Source organism: Novosphingobium sp. JCM 18896, assembly GCF_025938095.1.
Lineage (GTDB): Bacteria > Pseudomonadota > Alphaproteobacteria > Sphingomonadales > Sphingomonadaceae > Novosphingobium.
Genome location: NZ_JAPCZF010000006.1, coordinates 50,771 through 65,730, shown reverse-complemented (window position 1 = coordinate 65,730; position 14,960 = coordinate 50,771). Strand labels below are relative to the sequence as shown.

Genomic DNA, 14,960 nt, shown 5'->3' with positions numbered 1-14,960 from the left:
TTCCTTCCGCCGCCGTGCGTGCTAGACTGCACTCTTCTCGAGGGGAGTGGGCATATGGGCGGTTTTCTGATTGCGCTGATCGTCGTCGTCTTCGTGTTCCTGCTGATGGGCGTTCGCGTCGTTCGCCAGGGCTACGTCTACACGATCGAACGGCTCGGTAAGTACACCCTCGCGGCCACGCCGGGGCTCCACCTGATCATCCCGTTCATCGACCGCGTCGGTCACAAGGTGAACATGATGGAGCAGGTGCTCGACATTCCGGGGCAGGAGATCATCACCCGCGACAACGCCATGGTCGGGGTCGATGCGGTCGTGTTCTTCCAGGTGCTCGACGCGGGCAAGGCGGCCTACGAGGTGTCGAATCTCTACGTCGCGATCATGCAGCTGACGACCACCAACCTGCGCACGGTCATGGGCTCGATGGACCTCGACGAGACCCTGTCGAAGCGCGACGAGATCAACGCCAAGCTGCTCGTCGTGGTCGATCACGCGACCTCGCCCTGGGGGCTCAAGATCACCCGTGTCGAGATCAAGGACATCCGCCCGCCCGCCGACATCTCGAACGCCATGGCGCGCCAGATGAAGGCCGAGCGTGAGAAGCGCGCACAGATTCTCGAGGCCGAAGGCTCGCGCGCGTCGGAGATCCTGCGCGCCGAGGGCGAGAAGCAGGGCGCGATCCTCCAGGCCGAAGGCCGCCGCGAAGCCGCCTTCCGCGACGCCGAGGCGCGCGAGCGCGAGGCCGAGGCCGAGGCGCGCGCGACCCAGGTCGTCTCCGAGGCGATCGCCTCTTCGGGCACCCAGGCGCTGAACTACTTCATCGCACAGAAATACACCGAGGCGGTCAGCCAGTTCGCGACCTCGCCCAATGCCAAGACGATCCTGTTCCCGGTCGAGGCGACGCAGCTCATCGGCACGCTCGGCGGCATCGGTGAACTCGCGAAGGAGGCACTGGGAAAGGATCCGAAGTGATGGAATGGTTCGAGGCGCTCGACGCGCACTGGCACTGGCTGGCCATCGGCCTGGTCCTCGCCGCCGCCGAAATGGCGATTCCCGGCGTATTCCTGATCTGGCTGGCGGGCGCCGCACTGATCACCGGCGCGCTGACCTGGGCCCTGCCGCTCGGCATCGCCATGCAGGTCGTGATCTTCGCCGTGCTGGCGATCGTCTCGGTCTTCACCGGCAAGCGCTATCTCGCGGCCAATCCGATCGAGAGCGCCGATCCCAAGATGAACGACCGCGGCGCGCGGCTGGTGGGCGAGACGGTGGTCGTGACCCATGCGATCGACGGCGGGAATGGCCGGGTTAAGCAGGGCGACAGCGAGTGGCTGGCCAAGGGCCCCGACGCCGAACCGGGCACGCGCATGCGCGTCGCCGGTCTCGACGGGGTGGTCCTGCTGGTCGAGCACCTTCACTGACGCTTGCGCGAACTTCGGGCGACTTCCATATTCGCCGGCAAAGGAGTTTCGCATGACCGACAAGCTGAAGCTGACCGACGCCGAATGGCGCGACAAGCTGTCCCCCGAGAAGTATCACATCCTGCGCGAGGCGGGCACCGAGCGAGCCTTCACCGGCGAGTACGAACAGAACAAGGCCGAGGGCGAATACGCCTGCGCCGGTTGCGGCGCGCCGCTGTTCGCTTCGGACAAGAAGTACAATTCGGGCTCGGGCTGGCCGAGCTATACCGAGCCGATGGCGGCCGACGCGGTCGAGGAACTGCGCGACGTCTCTCACGGCATGGTCCGCACCGAGGTGCGCTGCGCCAAGTGCGAAAGCCATCTCGGCCACGTTTTCCCCGATGGCCCGGGCGAGAACGGGCTGCGCTATTGCATCAACAGCGCCTCGCTCGATTTCAAGCCGAAGGAATAGGCTTTGCCAGCCCCCTGGCCTGCGGCTAGGGGGCTATGGTGCCTGCCGTTAACCCTGTGTTATGCTTGTTTCATGCAACGGGCGGCACTGTTTTGACGCGCGCGTCCACCGGAGGGGCCAGCTAGCCACATGGCACGCAACGACAATCTGCGCAAACCGCAGAGTTCGCCCCCGTCTCCGCCCGAAAAGCCCAAGAAGACCCCTTCGCGCTTCTGGCGCTTCGTGCGCGGCACCGCCATCTGGGGCTTTGCCGGCGCGCTGCTCGCGGCGATCGTCGTGGTGGTCTCGGTGCTCGTCGCGGCGCAGTCGCTGCCGACTTACGACAAGCTGAAGTCGAGCCAGGTCGGCCAGATGATCGTCGTGCGCGCGCGCGACGGCACCGAACTGGTCTCGCTCGGGCCGAGCTACGGTAAGTGGATCCCCTACGATCAGATCCCGCAAGTGATGAAGGACGCGACGGTCTCGGTCGAGGACCGGCGCTTCCGCTCGCACATCGGCGTCGATCCGATCGGTATCGTCCGCTCGCTGATGGTCCGCGTCGAGAGCGGCCGCTGGCGTCAGGGCGGTTCAACGATCACCCAGCAGCTCGCGCGCACGGTGTTCCTCAACAACAACCGCACCTTCGACCGCAAGATCCGCGAGGCCGTGCTGGCCATGGCGCTCGAGTGGAAGTTCTCGAAGGACCAGGTGCTCGAACTCTACCTCAACAAGGTCTATTTCGGCGGCGGCGCCTATGGCATCGACGCGGCCAGCCGCAAGTTCTTCGGCCACGACGCCAAGCAGCTGTCGTTGCCCGAGGCGGCGATCATCGCCGGCCTGGTCAAGGCACCCTCGCGCTATTCGCCGACCGCCGATGCCAAGGCGGGCAAGGAGCGCGCCGAGGTCGTGCTTTCGGTCATGCAGGAAGCGGGCGTCATCACCGCGGCACAGCGCGCGGCTGCCGATCTCGACGGGGTCAAGCCTGCGCCCGAGGCCGGTCAGAACTCGGCGCGCTATTTCACCGACTGGGCTCTGCCGCAGCTCGACCTGATCCTGCCCGACAACGACGAGCCGATCGAGGTCTGGACCACGCTCGATCCCGGCATGCAGCGCGCCGCCACGGCGGCGGTTGCGGCCAACGCGCCCAAGGGCGCGCAGGGCGCACTGGTCAGCCTCGACCGCGACGGCGCCGTCCTCGCGATGGTCGGCGGCACCGACTACGTCACCTCGAACTACAACCGCGCGACCAATGCCGTGCGCCAGCCTGGCTCGGCCTGGAAGCTGTTCGTCTATCTCGCCGCGCTCGAGGCGGGCTACAAGCCCGACGATCGCGTGGTCGACGAACCCGTGACGATCCAGGGCTGGAGCCCGCACAATTCGAGCCGTGGCTATGCCGGCGAGATCGACGTGCGCACAGCCTTCGCCTATTCGAAGAACACCGTTGCCGCGCAGCTCGGCAACGAGGTGGGCTTCGGTGCGGTCGCCTCGATGGCGCGGCGCTTCGGCATCACCACCCCGGTCAACACCCTGCCCTCGATGGTGCTCGGCACCTCGGACGTGCGCCTGATCGACATGACGCGGGCTTTCGCCGCGGTCTCGGCCAAGGGCGCCTCGGTCGAGCCCTATGGCATCCTCAAGGTGACCAAGACCGACGGTGAGGAGATCTATCGCCGCCCGGCGCCGCGCGGCGAGCTGCTGGTGCCGCAATATGTCGCCGCGGGCATCACCGACCTGCTGCAGTCGGCGGTCGCCACGGGCACCGGCAAGGCCGCGCAGATCGGCCGACCGGTGGCGGGCAAGACCGGTACGACGAGCTCGAACAAGGACGGCTGGTTCGTCGGCTTCTCGAGCGGCGTGACCACCGGCGTGTGGATGGGCCGCGACGATGCCAAGGCCGTGCCTGGCCTTCAGGGCGGCACCGCGCCCGCGCGCGCCTTCGCCGCCTATATGCGCTATGCCGTGGCCCGGCGCCCGGTCGAGAAGTTCGACACCGAACTCAAGCTGCCCGACTGGCAGCTCGAACCCGATGACGAGCAGCTCCACGGCGATCCCAACGAATATTACTACACCGACGACCAGGGCAACATGATCCGCCCCGGCGACGCCAACAAGGGGCCGGGCGAGCCGCCGGCCGAAGGGCAGGGCGACAACATCGGCTTCCAGCAGGATGGCCCGCCGCCGGCGGCGAACGATGATTTCCTCGACCAGGCCACCGGCCGCCGCCAGCGCGACCAGAACCCGGCGCGGCCTGGCGCCGTCCCCTCACCGCGTCCGGGGCAGCCGGGCAACCAGTTGCGGCCCACGCCAGCGCCGGGGAATTGACCCTTATCCTCCCTGAAGCGTAGCTTCGGGGAGGGGGACCGCTCGCGAAGCGAGTGGTGGAGGGGTGGCATGGCCAAGTCACTGCAGACCGTAAACCGCGCCCGTCGTCTGCGGCGCGAGATGTCAAAGCCGGAAGCGACGCTCTGGCAGCGTCTGCGCGGCGATCCGCAGGGCGTCCGTTTTCGCCGGCAACACCCGGCTGGGCCTTTTGTGCTCGACTTCTATTGTGCGAAGGCCCGGCTGGCGATCGAAGTGGATGGCATCGTCCACGATATGGGCGATCAACCTGAGTTTGACGAAAAGCGCTCGGCTTGGCTGAATGGCGAGGGGATCGAGATGCTGAGGATCGCGGCGAGCGAAGTGCTGCGCGATCCCGATGGTGTGGCCGATGCCATCGTCCGATACGTATTGGACAAACGCGAATGACCTCTCCACCACCAGCCCCTATGGGGCTGGCGGTCCCCCTCCCCGAAGCTGCGCTTCAGGGAGGATGAAGGCATGTATTGTCGATTACCGGATGCGGATCGGCACGTAGGTTGCCGGCTGGCCGCGGCGCTGGACGCGCAGGAGTACGGCGTTGCGGTTCTGGCTCTTGGCCGCCTTGATCGCGGCTTCGAGCTCGGCCGGGGTCGAGATGTCCTGGTAGTTGGCCGAGAGCACGATGTCGCCGCGTTGCAGGCCCTTGCTGCCCGCGTCGGACGAGGGATCGACGGCATTGACGACCACGCCGCGCGTCGTCTCAGGCATGCCCAGCTGGCGAGCGATCGTCGCATTCAGCGGCAGGACCGACAGGCCCAGCGCCTGTTCGGAAACGCCCTGGCCCTGCTTGGTCGGCGGCTTGTTGAACTGGTCTTCGTCCTGGTCCTGATCCTGGTCGAAGGTGTTCTGCGCGAGTTCTTCCTCGCTCGGGCGCTTGCCGACCGTGGCGGTGACGATCGTGCGCTTGCCGTCGCGGATCAGCTCGACCGGGATGCGCTTGCCCGGCGCGACGTTGGCGACGATGAACGACAGCGTCTGCTCGCGGGTCACGTCCTTGCCGTCGACCTTGACGACGACGTCGCCGGCACGGATGCCGGCGTTGGCCGCGGCCTGGCCCGGCTCGACCGCCTGGACGAATTCACCCTTGTTGTGGGCAATGCCCAGCGAGTCCGCGAGGTCCTCGTTGACCGGCTGAATGCGGATGCCGAGGTAGCCGCGCTCGATCGACTGACCGGTCTTGAGCCGCTCGACGATCGGCGCTGCGGTTTCGGCGGGGATCGCGAAGCCGATGCCGACCGAGCCGCCCGTGGGCGAGAAGATCGCATTGTTGATGCCGATGACGTTGCCGCGCATGTCGAACATGGGGCCGCCCGAGTTGCCGCGGTTGATCGCCGCGTCTGTCTGCAGGTAGCGGTCGTAGGCCGAGCCCGAGCCGGTGTTGCGGTAGACCGCCGAGATGATGCCCGAGGTCACCGTGCCGCCGAGGCCGAAGGGATTGCCGATGGCGATCACCCAGTCGCCGACGCGCGCCGAGCGGCTGTCGCCGAACTTGACGAAGGGCAGGGCCTTGGGCGTGGTGATCTTGAGTACCGCGAGGTCCGAGGCGGCATCGCGGCCGATCAGCTTGGCCGGATATTCGGTGCCGTCGGGCATGTTGACGGTGATCGATTCGACCTCGCCCTGGCCGTCGGCGGTGATGACGTGGTTGTTGGTCACGACATAGCCGTCGGCCGAGATGATGAAGCCCGAGCCCAGCGACTGCGCCTCGCGCGTCTGCGGCTGGCCGCCGCGACCACCGGGGGTGCCGCCGCCGAACAGGTCCTCGAACGGCGTGCCGGCGAAGGGGTTCTGGTTGGCCACCCGCACGCGCTGGCGGGTCGAGATGTTGACCACGGCCGGCGCGAGCTGCTGCGTCAGATCGGCAAAGCTGGCGGGGGCACCGGCGCGCGGGACGACGTTCTGCATCTGGCTGGTGTCGTTCTGGGCGACTTGCGCGCCGGCCGGGATGCCGGTCACGAGCGAGATGGCGGCGCCGCCGAGCAGCAGCGCAGTGGTGACTCCATAGGCGTATCGCACGGGCTTCACGTCCTTCAGTTTCCTTTGTCTCCGGTGGCAGGGCCACCTCGTCTTGGCACCGCGAATTCAGGCTTGGTTGGCTTAACCCAGTTTGAATGGCGGATTTAAAGGTCGAAAGGTTCGAGCGCGCAAACGCCGCATCTGTTCCTTAGCGACCCTTGAACTGCTTCAGATATTCGTTGTCGGGCGACAGCAGGATCGTCGTCGCACCTTGTCCGTTGGAGAAGGTATAGTCGTAAGACTGCATCGCACGATAGAAATCGTAGAAGGCCGGATCCTTGCCGAAGCTGTTCGCATAGGTCTTGGCCGCGTCGGCCTCGGCCTGGGCGCGGATGATCTGTGCGTTCTTCTGGCCCTGGGCGCGGATCGTCGTGGCTTCCTGCTCGCGCGCGGCCTGCATGCGCGAGAAGGCACTCTCGAGCGCGCCCTCGGGCAGATCGGCACGCTTGATCCGCACGTCGATGACCTGGGCGCCGTATTCGCGCGCTTCGCGATCGAGGCCTTCGCGGATCTGCTTCATCGCCTGGCCGCGCTCGGCGGTGAGCAGCGACTGGAAGGTGCGCTTGCCCAGTTCCTGGCGCAAGACCGAGGAGAGGATCGGCTGAAGCTGTTCGGCGACGCGCTCGGTGGTGCCGGCGGTGCGGACCATCTTGACCGGATCGATGATGCGGAAGCGCGCATAGGCATCGACCTCGAGCCGCTGCTGCTCGCTCGACAGCACCTGCTGGCGCTCCATGTCGAGCGCGAGCACGCGCTTGTCGATACGCACCAGCCGCTCGGCGATCGGGATGCGGAAGGTGATGCCGGCGCCGGTCTCGCCGAAGTCGACCTTCGGACGGAAGCGGTTGATCACGCGATCGGGCTGGCCGAAGCGGATCACCACCGCCTGTTCGGTCTCGGGCACGACGATCACGCTCGAGGCCAGCGCGATCAGTGCCAGACCGATCACGGTCAGGCCGGCCTTGTGGTCTTCCCAGAGGTTCGCGAGGCTCATCACTGGCCTCCCTGCGAAGCGGGCGCCGCGGGCACGGTGGCCTGCGGTTCGGTCGCGGCTGCGGCCTTGCGACGCAGCTCAGGCAGCGGCAGGTAGGGCGTCACGCCGGCACCTTCGACCACGACCTTGTCGTTGCCGCCGAGCACGCGCTCCATGGTTTCGTAATACATGCGGCGCTTGGTCACCTCGGGCGAGAGCTTGTACTGTTCGTAGACCTTGTCGAAGGCCGCGGCATCGCCCTGCGCGCGCGCGGTCAGCTGCTGCGCCCAGGCCTGGGCGTTCGACAGGTCGCGCTGCGCGTCCTGCTGTGCCGAAGTGACCTGCTGGAAGGCGGAGACGACCTTGCCCGGCGGGTCGGCCTTCTTGATCTCGACGCCCTGGATGGCGACGCCGGCGCGGTAGGCGTCGAGGATCGCCTGCATGCGCTCGCGCACGTTCTGCTCGACCGTCGCACGGCCGGCGCCGCCCATGGCGTCGCGCAGCGGCACTTCGGCGACCGAGGCGCGCATCGCCGCCTCGGCGACCTCGCGCACGGTCTGGTCGGGATCTTCGAGCTGGAAGGTGTAGAGCTTGAGGTTCTTGATGTTCCAGCGGACCAGATAGGACAGGTCGACCAGGTTCTGGTCGCTCGTCAGCATCAGCTTCTCACCCTCGCCCTCGGGGATGTTAAAGCGGTTGATCGAGGTCACGTCGGTGACGTTCACGTTCTCGATCGGCCAGGGCAGGGTCAGCGACACGCCGGGATCGATCGTGCGCGAATATTTGCCGAACAGGGTGACGATGCCCTGTTCCTTGGGGCCGACCATGTGCACGGTCGAGAAACCCAGCCAGACCAGCGCGATGCCGCCGGCGATCAGCGGGAACCACGACTTGCCGTCGGGGCGCTGCGGCAGGCGCGGCATGCCGCCGCCGCCGTTACCACCACCACCGCCGCCACCGGGCCGGCGACCGCTCTTCGAGCGGAAGATCTCGTCGATCGAGGGCGAGCGGCGTGGCGGCGTATCGCCCCCGCTCGGCGGCAGCCAGGGATTGCGCGGTCCGCGCGGCTGATCGGACTGGCCGTCGCCGTCCGAACCGCCCGCGGTCTCACCGGTGTCGTCACCGGTCTCGTCGCCACCCTTGTCCCCGCCGCCCCAGGGGCTGCGGCGCCCAGCCATGGCCAGAACGCCGCGCATGAGCCCGGATCTTGGGGCACTTCCGTTCGTTGTCATGCGGCACTTATAGGAAGCATTCGCGACAAAAACAGTGCCTGCCTTTGCTTTTTCCGCCCGAGACGCCCTATGGCGTGTGACATAGTGTTTCGCAGTAGGGACGAGTGATGAGCGGCGACGACCATAGCGCTTTGCAAGCGGCCCTGCCGCCCCAGGCGCGGGAGCGGCTGCAGTCGCTGCGACTGGCCGAAGGCGTTGCGACCCTGGTGCTCGACGTCGCCGGGCTCGACCGGCTCGAGCGCGACAAGCTGGAGATCGCGGTCAAGGGCGCGCTGCGCGGGCAGGACGGCGTCAGCGAGGTGCGCGTGGCGATGACCGCCGATCGCGCCGAAGCGGCTCCCAAGCGCCGGCTGATCGCGGTGGGATCGGGCAAGGGCGGTGTCGGCAAGTCGACGCTCTCGGCCAACCTGGCGGTGGCGCTCCGGCGGCTCGGCAAGAAGGTCGGCCTCGTCGATGCCGACATCTACGGCCCGTCGCAGCCGCGCCTGCTGGCGAACGAAGGGATCAAGCCCGGCACGCGCGACAAGAAGCTGCTGCCCGTGCCCAGCCCCTGGGGGGTGCCGGTGCTGTCGATGGGCCACATCATCGAGCCGGGACAGGCGATCGCCTGGCGCGGCCCCATGGCGGGGAATGCCCTGTCGCAGCTGGTCGATGCCGACTGGGGAGACGCCGAAATCCTGCTGCTCGACCTGCCGCCGGGTACCGGCGACGTCCAGCTGACCATGCTCCAGCGCTTCAAGCCGGCGGGGGCGGTGATCGTCTCGACCCCGCAGGACCTGGCCTTGATGGACGCGATCCGCGCGATCAGCCTGTTCGAGCAGAGCGAGGTGCCGGTGATCGGCCTGGTCGAGAACATGGCCGGCTATGCCTGCCCGCACTGCGGCGAGGTCAGCGATCCCTTCGGCCAGGGCGGCGCCGAGGCTGCGGCAAAGTCGATGGGGCACGCCTTCCTCGGCCGCGTGCCGCTCGACCTGGCGATCCGCCAGGCCAGCGACGCGGGCGAGCCGCCGGCCGCGGGCGAGGGCTCGCAGGCCGAGGCCTTCACGGCGATCGCGCGGCAGGTCGCCGCCTGGCTGGACGATAAAAAGGCCTGACATGGCGATCTCGCGCCGCGGCATCCTGATCGGGAGCCTGGTCGGTGGCGGGCTGGCGATCGGCTATGCGCTGCGCCCGCGTCACTACGAGCCGCCACTGGCGGCCGGCGAGGGGGAGACGGGCTTCGATGCCTGGCTGAGCATCGGTCGCGACGGGATCGTCACCGTCGCCGTGCCGCAGCTCGAGATGGGGCAGGGCATCGGCACCCTGATCGCACAGATCGTCGCGGTCGAGCTCGGCGCCGACTGGCGCCAGGTGGCGATCGAGCCTGCGCCACCGAGCCCGCTCTACATCAACTTGCCGCTGGCCTCGCGCTGGGCCGAGCTGTGGATGCCGCTTTTCCCGCGGGTCGCCAGCGTCGGCAGCCCGATCACGCGGCATTGGGCCGAAGACGGCGTCTTCACCGTCACCGCCGACGGCACCTCGCTCGCCGCCTACGAATATCCGGTGCGGCTGGCGGCGGCGAGCGCGCGGTCCTTGCTGGTTCAGGCTGCGGCCGACCGATGGGATGTCGATGCGGGCGCCTGCGACACGCAGGGCGGCTTCGTCGTCCATGGCAAGCAGCGCCTGCCCTTCGGCACGTTGGCGGCCGAGGCCGCGGGCTTCGATCCGCCCGGAAATCCACCGTTGCGCAAGGATCCGGCCAAGGAGGTGCAGGTCAGCGCTCTGCGCTTCCCGCGGCTCGACCTGCCGTCGAAGGTTGACGGCAGTCACCGCTTCGCTGGCGACGTGCGCCTGCCCGACATGGTCTTCGCCGCGATCCGCCATGGGCCGATCGGCGAGACCGAGCTCGCCTCCTACGACCGCAAGCGCGCGGCGGGACTGCCCGGGGTGATCGAATTCGTGCGGGGCAAGCGTTGGTTTGCCGCCGTCGCCGATACCTGGTGGGCGGCCGAGCGTGCGCTCGCCGAGATCGCGCCGAACTTCATCGCGAAGAAGCGCGCCGACAGCGGCCGGATCGAAACCGCGCTCGATGAGGCGCTGCGCAAGGGCGAGGCCACGACCCTGCTCGAACGCGGCGATCCGAGCACGCTCAAGCGCAAGTTCTCGCTGGCGCTGCGCTACGATGTCGCCCCGGCGCTCCACGCCACGCTCGAGACCGCAAGCGCGACCGCGCGCTTCGCCGAGGGCCGGCTCGAACTGTGGGTGGCGAGCCAGGCGCCCGAGGCGGCTCGCCGCGCCGCGGCGGCCGCCGTCGGCATCTCTCCGCGCGACTGCGTGCTCTATCCGATGCCCGCGGGTGGTAGCTTCGATCGTCGGCTCGAACACGATCACGCGATCGAAGCGGCGGTGATCGCCAAGGCCGTCGGCCGGCCCGTACAGCTGACCTGGTCGCGCTGGCAGGAGGCCGTCGCCGGCCCTCCGCGTACGCCGGTAACCGCGGTGCTCGCGGCGCGGACCGATGCCGCCAATGCCGTGGTCGGCTGGAAGGCGCGGCTGGCGCTGCCCGCCAGTGCGCACGAATTCGGCCGCCGGCTGTTCGACGGCATGGGCACGCGCGCGGCGATCAAGGCCAGCGCGGGCGAAAGCGATACCTTGGCGATGGAAGGCGCGATCCCGCCCTATCGCGTGGCGAACATGGTGGTCGAGCACGCCCCGGCGACGATCGACCTGCCCACCGGCCGCATGCGCGGCAATGCCCACGGCTATACCGCCTTCTTCAACGAGAGCTTCGTCGACGAACTCGCGCACCACACGCATCAGGAGCCGCTGTCGTTCCGCATTGCCATGCTCGGCCACGATGCGCGGCTGGTCCACTGCCTCCAGCGCGTCGCGCAGCAGGCCGAGTGGGGCGGCGGCGTCGAAGCCAGCGGGCAGGGCGTCGCCTGCCACGTCATTGGCGACGGCAGGATCGCTGTCGTGGCCACCGCGCGGCGCGACGCGGACGGGGTGCGCGTCGACCGGATCGACGCGGTCGCCGACATCGGCCGGATCGTCAACGTCGACATCGCGCGCCAGCAGATCGAGGGCGGGCTGGTCTTCGGCATCGGCCTCGCGCTCGGGTCGAGCACCGGCTACGCCGACGGCCTGCCGACCACGGCGCGCCTCGCCGAGCTGTCGCTGCCGCTGCTCGCCGACTGTCCCGAGATCCGCGTGACCTTCATCGACAGCGACGCGCCCTCGGCCGATCCGGGTGAGCTCGGCGTGGCGGTGGCGGCACCGGCCTTGTCGAACGCGCTGTTCTCGGCCACGGGGCTGCGCTTTCGCAAGTTGCCGCTGCTGTCGGAGGAGATTTGAGCGTGTCCGCACATCGGATCGGCGTCCTGCTGGTCAACCTCGGCACCCCCGATGCGCCGACGCCGCAGGCCGTGCGTCGCTATCTCGCCGAATTCCTCTCGGACCGGCGCGTGGTCGAGATCCCGCCGTTGCTCTGGCAGCCGATCCTGCGCGGCGTGATCCTCAACACCCGCCCGAAGAAGTCGGCGCATGCCTATGGTCTGGTCTGGACCGAGGAGGGCTCCCCGCTCGCCGCGATCACGCGGGCCCAGGCAGCGGGCCTGCAGGCGCGGTTGGGGGCTGAGATCGAGGTGCGCTGGGCGATGCGCTACGGCAACCCGGCCATCGCCGCCGAAATGGCCTCGCTTCAGGCCGCGGGTTGCGACCGTATCCTGATCGCGCCGCTCTATCCGCAATACTCGGGGGCGACGACGGCCTCGGCGATGGACGCGGTCGGCGCGGCGCTGGCCGAGCTGCGTTGGCAGCCGGCGATCCGGATCCTGCCGGCCTATTACGACGATCCTGAGCACATCGCGGCGCTCAAGGTCGATATCGAACGTCAGCTCGCCGGGCTGCCGTTCGCACCCGAAGTGCTGCTGTTGAGCTTCCACGGCATGCCCGAACGCACGCACAAGCTCGGCGATCCCTATTACGCGCAGTGCCTGGAGACCGCGCGGCTTTTGGGCGAAGCCTTGGCGCGGCCAGATATGCGTATCGAGACCAGCTTCCAGTCGCGCTTCGGCCGCGCCAAGTGGCTCGAGCCCGCGACCGACGCGGTGCTCGCGGCCGAGGCGGGCAAGGGCACCCGGCGGCTCGCCGTGGTCGCTCCGGGCTTTTCCGCCGATTGCCTGGAAACGCGCGAGGAACTGGCGATCCGCGGGCGCGAACAGTTCCTCGAGGCGGGCGGCAACGACTATGCGACGCTCGACTGCCTGAACACCGGCGAAGCGGGCATGGCGATGCTCGAAGGCCTGGTTCGGCGCGAGCTTGGCGGCTGGATCTGACCGCTAAGCCTCCATTCTTGACTTAATCCCTATTTGTTCTACTCTCGTTCCATATTCGGAATCGGAGTCGGAACCCATGCCGCAAGCCTGTTTCGCCTATTCTTCGGTGCGCGAGAGCGGCGCGAGCGATGCCGCCGGGCTGCCGCTCGGACTGTCGGTCTTCGCCGACCGTGCCCATCTGCGCGACGAGATGCGCGACGATGCCCAGGCCGCGGGTTTCCGCATCATGCGCAGCGAGGACATCGCCAGCCTGCTCGAGGGGGAGGCGCGACCGCTGGGCGAAGTGGTGCTGCTCGATTGCCCGGTGATCGACGGCGCCGTGCTCGCCGCCCTCGCGCGGCTCGATCTGCGCGCGGCGAACACCGGCGCCCAGCTCGTGGTCTCGACCACGGTCGAAGCGCTCGACGACGTCTTCGCCTGCATGGACCAGTCGAACCCGCAATTCCTCGTCGATCCCAGCCGGGCCGAGCGCGTGATCGCGCTGGGCCGCGTGCTCGGCAAGGTGCCGCAGCTGCGGTTGCGCGAACTCGGCGAGGCGGACCGGCTGGTTCTGCTGCGGCTGACCGAGCAGGTCGCGCAGATCGCCGAGCGGCTCGACCGCCTGGGCGATCCGGGGCAAGGCTTCGGCCCGGGCAGCGCTTTCCGCTTCGAGGCGTTCAAGCGCGATTTCGCCAGTCCCGCGGCCAATCTGAACGGAGCACCTGCGGGAGACGACGGCGCCCGGCTCACCCGTCAGACGCGGCCGCCTTTGCCCGATCCGCGGCTGCTGCGCCGAATCTTGCGCCAGCGCCAATTGCGCGCGCGGTTCTTCGACGGTGATCTCTTCGCCGATCCCGCCTGGGACATGCTGCTCGATCTCACCGCCGCGCGTGCCGAGCACAAGCGCGTCTCGGTCACCTCGCTGTGCATCGCCTCGGGCGTGCCGCCGACCACGGCGCTGCGCTGGATCGGCCAGTTGACCGAAGCCGGCCTGATCGAGCGGGTCGAGGACGATACCGATCGCCGCCGCGCCTTCCTCGTCCTCACCGACCGCGCGGCTGATGCCATGGCACGCCTTTTCGTCGAGATCGAGGTCAACGCCGCGCGGCTGATCTAGCCGCGCAGGCAACAAGTCGCGGCGCGCATCGTTGTGGCGCCATGGCTGACGACGGCAGGAAGGCGCATTTCAAGGACAACATCGTCCTCTATGGCGCGCTGCTCGCCAATCTCGGCATCGCCGTGGCCAAGTTCGTCGCCGCAGGGATCAGCGGTTCGTCGTCGATGGCGACCGAAGGCGTCCACTCGCTGGTCGACAGCGGCAACCAGGTCCTGCTGCTCTACGGCCAGCACCGCGCGAAGAAGCCTGCCGACCGCAGCCATCCCTTCGGTTACGGCCGCGAGCTCTATTTCTGGGCCTTCGTCGTCGCGATCCTTATCTTCGCGATCGGCGCGGGCGTGTCGATCTACGAGGGCCTGCGCCACATCGCTGCGCCTGAGGCGCTTGCCGATCCGACGATCAACTACATCGTGCTCGCCGTCGCCTTTCTGCTCGAAGGAACGTCCTGGGCGATCGCCGTGAAGGAGTTCGGTGCGCGACGCGGTGCCGCGACCTGGTGGACCGCGATCAAGCGCTCGAAGGATCCGGCGGGCTTCATCGTGCTGTTCGAAGACAGTGCCGCGCTCGTCGGCTTGTTGCTCGCCGGGCTCGGCGTCTGGTTCAGCCACCACTACGGCGATCCACGGATCGACGGCATGGCCTCGATCGCGATCGGCGCGGTGCTGGCTACGGTCGCGATGCTTCTCGCGCGCGAGGCCAAGGGTCTGCTGATCGGCGAGAGCGCCGATCCCGCGCTGATCGAACAGCTCCGCCGCGCGCTGGAAGATCGGCCCGAGATCACGGCGCTCAACCACGTGCGCACGATCCACACGGCACCCGATTCGATCTTCGTCGCGATCAGCGCCGATTTCGTCGATAGCCTGCCGATGGGCGAGGCCGAGCGGCTGATCGAGGAGATGGAGGCCCAGCTCAAGGCTATCTCGTCGTCGATCTCGTCGATCTACATCCGTCCGGAAAAACAGGAGGATGCCGTCAGCTTCGCGGGTGACGGATCATCTCCTGCGATTGACCACGGGGGAAAATCGCCTAAAGCGCGAATCCCGCGAGCGGGCGCTTAGCTCAGTTGGTAGAGCATCTCGTTTACACCGAAGAAACAGCCACGAAAGCCTTGAAGAACGGCC

Annotated in this window: 13 protein-coding genes; 10 read left to right on the top strand and 3 right to left on the bottom strand. The window is 68.1% G+C overall.

Annotation, left to right across the window (positions count from 1 at the left end; genetic code table 11):
- Window positions 1-54 precede the first annotated feature (54 nt).
- From OLX23_RS20155 to OLX23_RS20135, 5 genes are all read left to right on the top strand, one after another.
- A complete protein-coding gene (locus tag OLX23_RS20155; RefSeq protein WP_264446916.1) occupies window positions 55-969 on the top strand; it encodes an SPFH domain-containing protein in 915 nt (304 codons plus the stop codon).
- Window positions 969-1,415 (top strand): NfeD family protein, encoded by a 447-nt coding sequence (locus tag OLX23_RS20150; RefSeq protein WP_264446915.1) that lies wholly within the window; start codon window positions 969-971, stop codon window positions 1,413-1,415. The genes OLX23_RS20155 and OLX23_RS20150 overlap by 1 nt, the downstream gene beginning before the upstream one ends.
- 52 nt (window positions 1,416-1,467) lie before the next feature.
- A complete protein-coding gene (gene msrB, locus OLX23_RS20145) occupies window positions 1,468-1,866 on the top strand; it encodes a peptide-methionine (R)-S-oxide reductase MsrB (protein WP_264446914.1) in 399 nt (132 codons plus the stop codon).
- A 129-nt stretch (window positions 1,867-1,995) separates the two neighbouring features.
- Window positions 1,996-4,167, top strand: coding sequence for a PBP1A family penicillin-binding protein (locus OLX23_RS20140; RefSeq protein WP_264446913.1), 2,172 nt, complete (start codon window positions 1,996-1,998; stop codon window positions 4,165-4,167).
- 69 nt (window positions 4,168-4,236) lie between these two features.
- The gene (locus tag OLX23_RS20135) at window positions 4,237-4,593 is read left to right on the top strand and encodes an endonuclease domain-containing protein (protein WP_264446912.1); all 357 of its coding nucleotides are present in this window, start codon (window positions 4,237-4,239) and stop codon (window positions 4,591-4,593) included.
- Window positions 4,594-4,677: 84 nt separating this feature from the next.
- Here OLX23_RS20135 and OLX23_RS20130 read toward each other — a convergent pair whose 3' ends face one another.
- The 3 genes from OLX23_RS20130 to hflK form a co-directional block, all read right to left on the bottom strand.
- Entirely contained in the window at window positions 4,678-6,222 is a 1,545-nt protein-coding gene (locus OLX23_RS20130; protein ID WP_264447084.1) for a Do family serine endopeptidase, read from the bottom strand.
- Window positions 6,223-6,370: 148 nt separating this feature from the next.
- Window positions 6,371-7,216, bottom strand: coding sequence for a protease modulator HflC (gene hflC / locus OLX23_RS20125; RefSeq protein ID WP_264446911.1), 846 nt, complete (start codon window positions 7,214-7,216; stop codon window positions 6,371-6,373).
- Entirely contained in the window at window positions 7,216-8,373 is a 1,158-nt protein-coding gene (gene hflK / locus OLX23_RS20120) for a protease modulator HflK (RefSeq protein ID WP_264447083.1), read from the bottom strand. The genes hflC and hflK overlap by 1 nt, the downstream gene beginning before the upstream one ends.
- A 161-nt stretch (window positions 8,374-8,534) precedes the next feature.
- Between hflK and OLX23_RS20115 the strand changes: the two genes are divergently transcribed.
- From OLX23_RS20115 to OLX23_RS20095, 5 genes are all read left to right on the top strand, one after another.
- Window positions 8,535-9,521 carry an Mrp/NBP35 family ATP-binding protein gene (locus OLX23_RS20115; protein ID WP_264446910.1) on the top strand — a complete coding sequence of 329 codons (987 nt, stop codon included), beginning with the start codon at window positions 8,535-8,537 and terminating at the stop codon, window positions 9,519-9,521.
- A 1-nt stretch (window position 9,522) separates the two neighbouring features.
- Window positions 9,523-11,760 (top strand): xanthine dehydrogenase family protein molybdopterin-binding subunit, encoded by a 2,238-nt coding sequence (locus OLX23_RS20110; RefSeq protein WP_264446908.1) that lies wholly within the window; start codon window positions 9,523-9,525, stop codon window positions 11,758-11,760.
- On the top strand, window positions 11,757-12,743 hold the full coding sequence (hemH, locus tag OLX23_RS20105; protein WP_264446907.1) for a ferrochelatase: 987 nt from the start codon (window positions 11,757-11,759) through the stop codon (window positions 12,741-12,743). The genes OLX23_RS20110 and hemH overlap by 4 nt, the downstream gene beginning before the upstream one ends.
- Before the next feature lie 76 nt (window positions 12,744-12,819).
- Complete coding sequence (locus tag OLX23_RS20100; protein WP_264446906.1) at window positions 12,820-13,839, top strand: winged helix DNA-binding protein; 1,020 nt, start codon at window positions 12,820-12,822, stop codon at window positions 13,837-13,839.
- A gap of 41 nt (window positions 13,840-13,880) precedes the next feature.
- Window positions 13,881-14,897 (top strand): cation diffusion facilitator family transporter, encoded by a 1,017-nt coding sequence (locus tag OLX23_RS20095; RefSeq protein ID WP_264446905.1) that lies wholly within the window; start codon window positions 13,881-13,883, stop codon window positions 14,895-14,897.
- Window positions 14,898-14,960: the final 63 nt, after the last annotated feature.

Excerpts from the sequence above, each read along its gene's own strand:
- OLX23_RS20110 (WP_264446908.1), top strand. The coding sequence starts at position 9,523 with ATGGCGATCTCGCGCCGCGGCATCCTGATCGGGAGCCTGGTCGGTGGC.
- OLX23_RS20095 (WP_264446905.1), top strand. The coding sequence starts at position 13,881 with ATGGCTGACGACGGCAGGAAGGCGCATTTCAAGGACAACATCGTCCTC.
- OLX23_RS20115 (WP_264446910.1), top strand. The coding sequence starts at position 8,535 with ATGAGCGGCGACGACCATAGCGCTTTGCAAGCGGCCCTGCCGCCCCAG.
- OLX23_RS20135 (WP_264446912.1), top strand. The coding sequence starts at position 4,237 with ATGGCCAAGTCACTGCAGACCGTAAACCGCGCCCGTCGTCTGCGGCGC.
- OLX23_RS20100 (WP_264446906.1), top strand. The coding sequence starts at position 12,820 with ATGCCGCAAGCCTGTTTCGCCTATTCTTCGGTGCGCGAGAGCGGCGCG.
- OLX23_RS20155 (WP_264446916.1), top strand. The coding sequence starts at position 55 with ATGGGCGGTTTTCTGATTGCGCTGATCGTCGTCGTCTTCGTGTTCCTG.
- msrB (WP_264446914.1), top strand. The coding sequence starts at position 1,468 with ATGACCGACAAGCTGAAGCTGACCGACGCCGAATGGCGCGACAAGCTG.
- OLX23_RS20140 (WP_264446913.1), top strand. The coding sequence starts at position 1,996 with ATGGCACGCAACGACAATCTGCGCAAACCGCAGAGTTCGCCCCCGTCT.
- OLX23_RS20150 (WP_264446915.1), top strand. The coding sequence starts at position 969 with ATGGAATGGTTCGAGGCGCTCGACGCGCACTGGCACTGGCTGGCCATC.
- hflC (WP_264446911.1), bottom strand. The coding sequence starts at position 7,216 with ATGAGCCTCGCGAACCTCTGGGAAGACCACAAGGCCGGCCTGACCGTG.
- hflK (WP_264447083.1), bottom strand. The coding sequence starts at position 8,373 with ATGGCTGGGCGCCGCAGCCCCTGGGGCGGCGGGGACAAGGGTGGCGAC.